Below are 10967 nucleotides of genomic sequence, written 5' to 3'. Positions count from 1 at the left end.
CAATACTAAAAGGGATTGCTATCATCACTTTTTATTATTACAAAGGCAGATTATCCATAACTCCTTCTTTGTCATTGACATTTAAAGTTTCTGGTTGTAAAATGTTTTCTTAAATTATTAAGATAATTACCATGGACATAAATGTTAGCTTTTTATTAAAAACAAACCGCGTATCTGACTACATCCCCGGAATCAGTACAATCACTAACTTGATTGATTTATTCCAAAAATGTATGGTGCTTTCAGGGAAGCAAAAAGCAAATATTTCAAAAAACCATTACTATACGCATTTACAGCAAAAAAGCTTTTCTCGTTGTATCGTACTGCTAATCCCTGTGATAGGAAACATTCTTGTCGCAATCTATGATTTTGCTAAGGGTAAGCCCAATTATGCAGATGTCACGCTTGTGGCTGCTCAGCCAGTTCCTCTTGCTACTCTAAAGCCTTTTGAAAGTGCTAGGCCTCCTAAACCTACCAGGATGGGGATCGCTATAGACATAAACTGTGAGGCAGGCGAGCATGCAGAAAGCTACGTGCTGGGTACAAACGAAGCCAAGGCAAAGAGAGGGATTCACAAAAAGCATTCTCAAGCTTTAGTTGCTGCAGGCTATCCGGCAGAAACAGCCCTAAAATTAGTGTCAGCAAAAAAACCTAAGAAAGAAGTTAGCAGCCTAGCAGAACAGCCCTCTCTTGGCACGCTTGATTGCTGTGAGCACAGCCTGATACCCGATTTGCAAACCAAACTTGCGCTTAACACCCCCCGTGCTAGTGCTAAAAATATCTATTTAGAGCAGAACGCTCAACTGCATGTTCACTCTCATGCACACTCTATTATTCAATGCAAGGCAGAGCCTCCCTTATCTCAGGCAGAACTTGATCCCCAAAATCTCGTTAGCCCTCTTCGACACTATTACCTTTCTCAAAAAACTATTTCCATTTTTAGGATTAAAACGCAGCAAGAGTGGGAATTTAAAGTTCCTTTAGAAGAAATTTATGTGCGTTTAGGGATGATTGAAAATGAAGAAAGAAAAACACGCGATCAAGCCTTGAATAAGCATTCTGAGTATTTACAAGATACTCGCATTCCGACCTACGAGACTATTTTTGAGCTTAAAGAAAAGATTGAAATCGAAAAGCTTTTCGAACATAAAAGCTTTGAAGAGGAAGATCGCAAAAGAGTTCTCATTCAAGGCGCAGCTGGCATTGGTAAAAGCACCCTCTGCCACTATATTAGCTACCACTGGGCAAAAGGAGAGCTTTGGCAAGGGGTCTTCTCTTACCTCTTTTGGATTCCGTTGAGAAATTTCACCATAGAAAAATATCCCCCTGATAAAGAATATACCCCAGCTGACCTAATAGCAAAAGAATATGCTGGCAAAATTGATCGCAGAGTGATCGAAGCTTGCATACATGATTCTACCTTTCTAGAAAAAACCCTGCTTGTTTTAGATGGGTATGATGAGCTCCCAGCAAAAGCCCAAGCAAACACAAGTTTAGCTGCAGCTTTTAAGCAGCTAAAAGAGTTATTCCCCCACATTCTGATCACTTCCAGGCCTGGAAATTGTTCTTTTGAACGCTCTTGTGAGCTAGAGCTTTTAGGTTTTGATAAAGAAGGGATTGAAGGCTATATCGACAGGTTTTTCAAATACGTTCAAGCCGGAGGAAAAAAACAAAAGCTTAACCGCCTATTAAAAACTTCTCCCCAGGTGTTAAGCCTGGCACAGATTCCCATTAACTTAACCCTCCTTTGTTGCCTTTTTCATGAAGATCCCCAGGTTTTTGATACTGAGCAATCTATCACGATGACGGCGATTTATGAAAGGATTGTTAACTGGATGTATCAGTGGTTTCTTTTGAGAAGAATTGACCAAGGAAAATCTAGCCAAACTCAAGAGCAAATTCTGGCAGAAAAAAAACTGCGTCAAAATCCAGAAGTAGCCAATATTTCGGCTGCTTTTGAAGAAATGGCCAATTTTGCGATGAAAAATGATACCCTTTATTTAAGCAAGCAAGAAATCGAAGACTTTAAGGGCGATAAAATTTCATCCAATGAGCTTTCAGATTGCGGGCTAATGCGCATTCCTGGGGCAGAAAATGAAGCTGAAGAAAAAGGGTATTTTATCCACCTAACCTTCCAAGAGTTTTTAACCGCTTCAAAAGTTGCCAATCAATATCTTAAAGGAGAAAGACAAGCATGCCAAGAATTTATACGCAGTTATAAGTTTGAACCGCGCTACGCTCTCGTTTTACACATGATTGCCGGCAGCCTTTCTATAGTTGCCTTAAGTAATCGCCGCCATGCAGATGCACTCCAGTCTTTTTTTGACGATCTTTTTGCTGCCCCGCAAGACTTAGCTGTCAGTGGCGAACTTACTTTGATTGCGGAGTGCTTTGAAGAGTGTCAAGATCCTACTATGGTGAAGCAGTACGATGGCTTTATTAAGCTTGTAAAAGGCTATCTTAAGCATCTCTACTTACAAGGTTTAGGCTTTGAAAGTTTGCTCAGGAATAAAAATCTCTTTAATCATCCCGAAATCGTGCATACTATCAGAGAGCTATTATCCGATACTAAGACAAGAGAAAAGATGCTAAAAATCTTACTACGCCTTGTGAGAACGGGAGTTAGCTTAGCTGCGGAAATAGTAGGAGCGATTGCTGAGGATCTTAAAGATCCTAAAAAAAATTCGGTTTATAAATGGCTTGCTAGCCATGTCATAGAAGAAGCAGCAATGCAAGGAGGTGAGCTTTCAAAAGAAACGCTAACAGTTCTCAAAAAAGTTCTTAAAGAAGGCGATAGTAGGACTAAAATTTCTGCTGCTGAAGCCTTAGAAACAATGGCAAAACAAGGAGGCGAGCTTTCGAAAGAAGTGCTAGCTGCTCTCATCCAAGCTCTCAAAGAAAGCGATAGTAGGACTAAAATTTCTGTTGCTAGTATCCTAGGAAAAATAGCAGAACAAGGAGGCGAGCTTCCGAAAGAAACGCTAGACGCTCTCACCCAAGCTCTCAAAGAAGGCGATGAAGAGATTAAAGGCTCTGCTGCTAGTGCCTTAGAGGCAATAGCAAAACAAGGGGGCCGGCTTCCGAAAGAAACGCTAGACGGCCTCATCCAAGCTCACAAAGAAAGCTATAGTAGGACTAAAATTTCTGCTGCTGAAGCCTTAGAAACAATGGCAAAACAAGGAGGTGAGCTTTCGAAAGAAGTGCTAGCTGCCCTCATCCAAGCTCTCAAAGAAAGCGATAGTAGGAGTAAAATTTCTGCTGCTAGTATCCTAGGAAAAATAGCAGAACAAGGAGGTGAGCTTCCGAAAGAAGCGCTAGACGCTCTCACCCAAGCTCTCAAAGAAGGGGATAAAGAGACTAAACAGCCTGCTACTGTTGCTCTAAAGGCAATATCAGAACAAGGAGGCGAGCTTCCGAAAGAAGCGCTAGCCGTTCTCATCCAAGCTCTCAAAGAAAGCGATGGAATGACTAAGTATTTTGCTGCTGAAGCCTTAGAAGCAATGGCAAAACAAGGAGGCGAACTTTCGAAAGAAGTGCTAGCTGCCCTCATCCAAGCTCTCAAAGAAAGCGATAGCAGGAGTAAAATTTCTGCTGCTAGTATCCTAGGAAAAATAGCAAAACAAGGAGGTGAGCTTCCGGAAGAAGCGCTAGCCGCTCTCACCCAAGCTCTCAAAGAATGGGATAAAGAGACTAAACAGTCTGCTGCTGTTGCTCTAAAGGCAATATCAGAACAAGGAGGCGAGCTTTCGAAAGAAGCGCTAGCCGTTCTCATCCAAGCTCTCAAAGAAAGCGATGGAATGACTAAGTATTTTGCTGCTGAAGCCTTAGAAGCAATGGCAAAACAAGGAGATGAGCTTCCGAAAGAAACACTAGACGCTCTCACTCAAGCTCTCAAAGAAGGGGATGGGGAGACTAAACAGTCTGCTGCTAGTATCCTAGGAAAAATAGCCATGCAAGGAGATGAGCTTCCGAAAGAAGCGCTTGCCGCCCTCATCCAAGCTCTCAAAGAAAACGATGGAATGACTAAGTATTTTGCTGCTAATGCCCTGCGACTAATAGCAAAAAAAGGAGGTGAGCTTCCGAAAGAAGCACTAGCCGCTCTAATCCAAGCTCTCAAAGAAAGCGATAGTAGGGCTAAAATTTCTGCTGCTGAAGCTTTAAAAGCAATGGCAAAACAAGGAGGAGAGCTTCCGAAAGAAATGCTAGGCGCTCTCACCCAAGCTCTTAAAGAAGGCGATGAAGAAACTAAATATTCTGCTGCTAGTATCCTAGGAAAAATAGCCATGCAAGGAGATGAGCTTCCGAAAGAAGCGCTTGCCGCTCTAATCCAAGCTCTTCAAGAAGGTGATAGAGAGACTAAACAGTCTGCTGCTAGTGTTTTAGAAGCAATAGCAAAACAAAGAGGTGAGCTTACGAAAGAAGCGCTTGCCGCTCTAATCCAAGCTCTTCAAGAAGGGGATAGAGAGACTAAACAGTCTGCTGCTAGTGTTCTAGAAGCAATAGCAAAACAAAGAGGTGAGCTTCAGAAAGAAGCGCTTGCCGCTCTAATCCAAGTCTTCAAAGAAAGTAAAGAGCGGACTAAAACTCATGCTGCTAGCGCTCTAAAAGCAATAGCAAAACAAGGAGGTGAGCTTCCAAAAGAAGTGCTAGCCGCTCTAATCCAAGCCCTCAAAGAAGGCGATAGTATGACTAAAGTTTATGCTGCTAATGTCATGAAAGCAAGGGTAAAACAAGGAGGAGAGGTCTCTAAAGAATTGCTAGACTCTCTAATCCAAGCTTTTAAAGAAGGTGATAGAGAGATTAAGTATTCTGCTGCTGATGCCCTAAGAGCAATAGCAAAACAAGGAGGAGAGGTCTCTAAAGAAATGCTGGCCGCTCTAATTCAAGCTCTTCAAGAAGGTGATAGAGAGATTAAGTATTCTGCTGCTGATGCTCTAGGAGCAATAGCAAGACAAGGAGGTGAGTTTTCTAAAGAAATGCTGCCCGCTCTAATCCAAGCTCTTCAAGAAGATGATAGAGAGACTAAACGTTCTGTTGCTGATGTCCTAGAAGCAATAGCAAAACAAAGAGGTGAGCTTCCGAAAGAAGCACTAGCCGCTCTAATCCAAGCCCTCAAAGAAGGCGATAGTATGACTAAAGTTTATGCTGCTAATGTCATGAAAGCAAGGGTAAAACAAGGAGGAGAGGTCTCTAAAGAATTGCTAGACTCTCTAATCCAAGCTTTTAAAGAAGGTGATAGAGAGACTAAACGTTCTGTTGCTGATGCCCTAGAAGCAATAGCAAGGCAAGGAGGTGAGTTTTCTAAAGAAGCACTAACCTTTCTCATCCAAGCTCTCAAAGAAAGCGATAGTATGGCTAAAGTTTATGTTGCTAATGTCATGAAAGCAAGGGCAAAACAAGGAGGGGAGGTCTCTAAAGAATTGGTAGACTCTCTAATCCAAGCACTTAAAGAAGGCAATAGTGAGACTAAAGATTCTGCTGGTGAGACCCTAATAAAAATAGCAAAACAAAGAGGCGAATTTCCGAGAGAAGTACTAGCCGCTCTCCTCCAAGCTCTCAAAGAAAATGTCGGGCTAACTAGGTTTTATGCCGTCACCGCACTAAAAAAAGTTGATAAAGATGCACTATTGAAAATGGGGGGCAAGGCACTTGCTTTAATCGCTGAAGTTTGTTTTTTTATTGATTATAACTTTTCAGTGAAAGGCCAGCAACTTCAAGTATCCGATAAAAGAGTAACTTATTTATCCGAGCTTACATTAGAGCTTAGCTACGAAGAAATGAGGGAACAACTGCCTCCGGAGCTCGGTGTATGGCGGAAGCGGCTAGATAGTCTTAGCTCCACTGAGTTTTCTTAAGAATCCATCGATCAATACTAAAGGGAATTGCTATCATTTCTCTTTAATATTACAGGGGCGATTATCCATAAGCCCTTCTTTGTCATTGACATTTAAAGTTCAGGGTTGTAAAATATTTTCTTAAATCATTAAGGCTATTGCTATGGACATAAATGTTAGCTTTTTATCAAAAGCAGACCGCGTGTCTGACTATATCCCTGGAGTAAGCACAGTCACTAACTTGATTGACCTATTCCAAAAATGCGCGGTGCTTCCATTCAAGCAAAAAGCAAACATTTCCAAAAGTCATTACTATTCCTATCTAAAGCAAAAAAGCTTTTCTCGCTGTGTTGTACTGCTACTACCTGTGATAGGAAACATTCTTGTCGCAATCTATGATTTTGCTAAGGGCGGGCCCAATTATGCAGACGCCATGCCTGTAGACGCTCAGCCAGCTCCTCTTTCTACTCCAAACTTTTCTGAAAGTGGCAGACCTCCTAAAACTAACAGGGGAGGGATTGCTATAGACATAGACCGTGAGCTAGGCGAGCATGCAGAAAGCTTGATGCTGGGTACAAACGAATCCAGGGCAAAGGGAGGGATTTACAAAAAGCATTCTCGAGCCTTAGTTGCTGCAGGCTATCCGGCAGAAATAGCTCAAGGATTAGTATCAGTAAAAAAGTGTAAGAAAGAAGCAGGTAACCTAGCAGAACAACCTTCTCTTGGTATACCTGATTGCTGTGAACACAGCCTGACACCCGATTTGCAAACCAAACTAGCGCTTAACAGTCCACAGGCTAGTGCTAAAAATATCTATTTAGAGCAGAACGCTCAACTGCATGTTCACTCTCATGCACACTCTATTATTCAATATAAGACAGAGCCTCCCTTATCGCAGACAGAACTAGATCCACACAATCTCGCTAACTCTCTTCGAAACTATTACCTTTCTCAAAAAACTATTTCTATTTTTAGAATTAAAACGCAGCAAGAGTGGGAATTTAAAGTCCCTTTAGAAGAAATCTATGTGCGTTTAGGGATTATTGAAAATAAAGAAAGAAAAGCCCGCGATCAAGCCTTGAATAAGCATTCTGATTATATTCAAGATGAGCGTGTCCCAACTTATGAAACTATCTTCGAGCCTAAGCTGGAGATCAAACTTGAAAAGCTTTTTGAACACAAAAGTCTTGAAAAAGAAAATGCTAAAAAAATTTACCTCCAAGGTTCTGCTGGAAGCGGTAAGAGTACCCTATGCCACTACATTGCTTATCGCTGGGCAAAAGAAGAGCTTTGGCAAGGCGTCTTTGCCTGCCTCTTTTGGATTCCCTTAAGAAATCTAACTTTAAGGAAATATCCCGAGGATAAAGACTATACGCCAGCTGATCTGATTGCGAGAGAATATAAAGGCAAAATCGATCGCAGAGTCATCGACTTTTGCCTAAAAGATCCCGCCTTTCGAGAAAAAACTTTGCTTGTCTTAGACGGCTATGATGAGCTTTCAGCAGGTGCCCAAGGTAACAATAGCCTTGCTACAGCTTTCAAGGAGCTAAAAGAACTATTTCCCCATATTTTAATCACTTCACGACCTGGAAGCTGTTCTTTTAAGTCCTCTTGTAATCTAGAGCTTCTAGGTTTTGATAAAAAAGGAGTCGATCGTTATATCGATAAATTTTTCACCCAAGTCAAAGCTGAAGAGAAAAAAGAAAAACTGCGCCGTCTCTTAAAGAGCTCTCCCCAAGTTTCAAGTCTTGCCCGCATTCCTATGCTCTTAATTTTACTGTGCTGCCTCTTTCATGAAGACCCAAAATTCTTTAATTCTAATCATCCCATTACGATGAGCGCTATTTATGCCCGCGTAGTTAGCTGGATGTATAAGTGGTTTCTCTTAAGAAGAATTGACCAAGGAAAATCGAAACAAACTAAAGAGCAAGTTCTGTCAGAAAAAAAACTGCGCCAAAATCCAGAAGTAGCCAAAATTGCCACCACTTTTGAAGAAATGGCCGATTTCGCTATGAAAAAAGATACCCTTTATTTAAGTAAGCAAGAAATTGAAGACTTTAGGGGCGATAAAATCTCATCCAATGAGCTTGCAGATTGTGGGCTGATGCGCATTCCTGAAGAAGAAACTGAAGCTGAAGAAAAGGGTTATTTCATCCACTTAACCTTTCAAGAGTTTTTAACAGCTTCAAAAGTTGCCAATCAATATCTTAAAGGAGAAAGGCAAGCATGCCAAGAATTTGTATGCAATTATAAGTTTGAACCTCGCTATGGTCTAGTTTTACACATGATTGCTGGGTATCTTTCTCTTGTTGCTTCAAATAATCGGCGCTATGCTGATGCACTTCAATCCTTTTTTGATGACCTTTTTTCTGAACCAAAAGACTTAGCTGTCAGAAGCGAACTTAATCTAATTGCAGGGTGTTTTGATGAGTGTCAAAATCCTGCTATGGTGAAGCAGTATGAAGGTTTCATTGAGCTTGTGAGAGACTATATGGCGCATCTCTCTTTGTTAGATTTAAACTTTGCATATCTACTTAAGAACGAAAAAATCTTCAATCATTCTAGCGTAACGGCTTTTATCAAAGGAGCATTATCCAACCCAAAAATCAGAAGAAAAATGCTAATAAACTTACAAGAAGCCATAAGTACAGAGCAAAGATTAGCTCCAGACATTGTGAGGCTTATTATTGAAATGTTTAAGAGACTGCACAACGATAACCATCCTACTGCGCTATATGCTTTGAGTGTCTTAAAAGCGGTGGCAGAGCAAGAAGGCGGGCTTCCTAAAGGAGAGATAGATTCTCTTATCCAAGATCTCAAGGAGGGAGATCCTGCTGCCATGCGTTCTACTGCCGAGGTTTTAGAAGCCCTGGCAGAACAAGGAATTAAGTTTCCTGAGGAGGCATTAGGCGCTCTTATCCAAGCCCTCACTGAAGACGATTGCCATGCCCAACGTTTTGCTGCCGGTATTCTAGGAGCTCTGGCCCAACAGAGGCGTAAGCTTCCTGAGGAAGTATTAGGTGCTTTTATCCAAGCCATCAAGGAGGGGGATTTTGATGCTAAGCATTATGCTGCCGATGGTCTAGGAGCCCTGGCACAACAGGGGTGCAAGTTTCCTGAGGAGATATTAAATTCTCTTATCCAAATCCTCTATAAGAAGGGCGATTCTGCAGCCAAACGTTCTGCTGTCAAAGTCCTAAGAGTGTTGATACAACAGAAAAGCCAGCTTCCTGAGGAGGCATTAGGTGCTCTTATCCAAGTACTACAGGAGAGTGATTCTGCAGCCAAAAGTTCTGCTGCTGGTGTTCTAGTAACTCTGGCACAGCAGGAAGGCAAGCTTTCTGAAGAGGCATTAAGTGCTCTTATCCGAGTCCTCAAGGAGGGCGATTCTGCAGCCAAACGTTCTGCTGCTGGTGTTCTAGAAACCCTGGCACAGCAGAAAAGCAAGCTTTCTGAAGAGGCATTAGGTGCTCTTATTCAGATCATCAAGGAGGGCGATTTCAATGCCAAGCGTTTCGCTGCCGACATTTTAGTAGCTTTGGCCCAGCGGGGGAGTAAGTTCCCTGAGAAGGTATTAGATGTCCTTATCCAAGCCCTCAAGGAGGGGGATCTTGCTGCCAAGCGTTCTGCTGCCAGGGTCTTAGGAGCATTGATACAACAAGGAAATAAGTTTTCTGAGGAAGTGTTAGATGCTTTTAACCAAATCCTCAAGGAGGTTTACTTTGATGCCAAGCATTCAGTTGAAGAGGGCCTAAAAGCCCTAGCATGGCAAAGAGGCAGGCCTTCAGAGAAAGCATTAGTTGTTCTTATCCAAGCCATCAAGGAGGGCGATTCTGCTGTCAAATGTTCTGCTGTCGACATTTTAAAGGCCCTAGCATGGCAAGCAGGTAAGCTTCCTGAGGAGGCATTAGGTGCTCTTATTCAAGTCTTCAAGGAGGGCGATTTTGCTGCCAAAGCATATGCAACCGGAGTTTTAGTAGAATGGGTACACCAGGGAAGCCAGCTTCATGAGGAAGCATTAGGTGCTCTTATCCAAGTCTTCAAGGAGGACGATTCTGCTGCCAAACGCTTTGCTGCCGAAGTTCTAAGGGTTCTGATACAACGGGGAAGCCAGCTTCCTGAGGAGGTATTAGGCTGCCTTATCCAAATCCTCAAGCAGGGCGATTCCGATGCCAAACATTCTGCTGCCAAAGTCTTAAAGGTGTCGGTACAACAGAAAAGCCAGCTTCCTGAGGAGGTGCTAGGTGCTCTTATTCAAGTCCTTAAGGAAGGTGATTCTGAGAGTAAACTTTCTGCTGTCAAAGTCCTAAGGGTGTTGGTACAACAGAAAAGCCAGCTTCCTGAGGAGGCGCTAGGTGCTCTTATCCAAGTCCTTAAGGAAGGCGATTCTGAGAGTAGACTTTCTGCTGTCAAAGTCCTAAGGGTATTGGTACAACAGAAAAGTCAGCTTCCTGAGGAAGTGCTAGGTGCTCTTATCCAAGTCCTCAAGCAGGGTGGTTCCGATGCCAAACATTCTGCTGTCGAAGCCCTAAGGGCATTGGTACAACAGAAAAGCCAGCTTCCTGAGGAGGCGCTAGGCGCTCTTATCCAAGTTCTTAAGGAAGGTGATTCTGAGAGTAAACTTTCTGCTGTCAAAGTCCTACGGGCATTGGTACAACAGAAAAGTCAGCTTCCTGAGGAAGTAGTAGATGCTCTTGTCCAAGTCTTCAAAGAGGACGATTCTGCAGTTAAAGAGTATGCAGCCGAGGTTCTAGGCGCAGTGGAAAAACAGGGAAGCCAGCTTCCTGAGGAGGCATTAAGTGCTCTTATCCAAGTCCTTAAGAAAGGTGATTCTGCTGTCAAGCTGTCTGCTGCTGGCGTTTTACAAGGAATCAATAAAAATGCTTTATTAAAGTTAAGCCTAAAAACATTTTCTTTAATCGCTGAAGCCTGTTTCTTTAATGAAGATAGCTTTTCAGTGAAAGACCAGAAATTCTACATTTCTGACAAAAGAACAGCTTATTTATCTACACATGCTTTGGAACTTAACTACAAGGAAATAAGGGAAAAACTACCTTCAGAAATTGGTGCATGGAGGAAACGATTAGATAGCATTGGCCGAGCTGAGGATTCATAAGAATTCATCGATCGAGC

2 protein-coding genes are annotated in these 10967 nt (G+C 42.3%); both read left to right on the top strand.

From position 1 onward, the window contains the following. The first annotated feature begins 131 nt into the window (after positions 1-131). On the top strand, positions 132-5855 hold the full coding sequence (locus tag PARA125_RS06065) for a HEAT repeat domain-containing protein (protein ID WP_213157823.1): 5724 nt from the start codon (positions 132-134) through the stop codon (positions 5853-5855). Between the two features lie 142 nt (positions 5856-5997). Beyond that, positions 5998-10950: a HEAT repeat domain-containing protein gene (locus PARA125_RS06060; protein ID WP_213157822.1), complete on the top strand. Its 4953-nt coding sequence runs from the start codon at positions 5998-6000 to the stop codon at positions 10948-10950. Positions 10951-10967 lie beyond the last annotated feature (17 nt).

It is taken from the genome of Parachlamydia sp. AcF125 (assembly GCF_018342475.1).
Taxonomy (GTDB): domain Bacteria; phylum Chlamydiota; class Chlamydiia; order Chlamydiales; family Parachlamydiaceae; genus Parachlamydia.
The sequence above is the reverse complement of the archived record's forward strand: the minus strand, read 5'-3'. Positions and strand labels throughout refer to the sequence as shown.

Coding starts and splice junctions, on each gene's coding strand:
- PARA125_RS06060 (WP_213157822.1), top strand. CDS start 5,998: ATGGACATAAATGTTAGCTTTTTATCAAAAGCAGACCGCGTGTCTGAC.
- PARA125_RS06065 (WP_213157823.1), top strand. CDS start 132: ATGGACATAAATGTTAGCTTTTTATTAAAAACAAACCGCGTATCTGAC.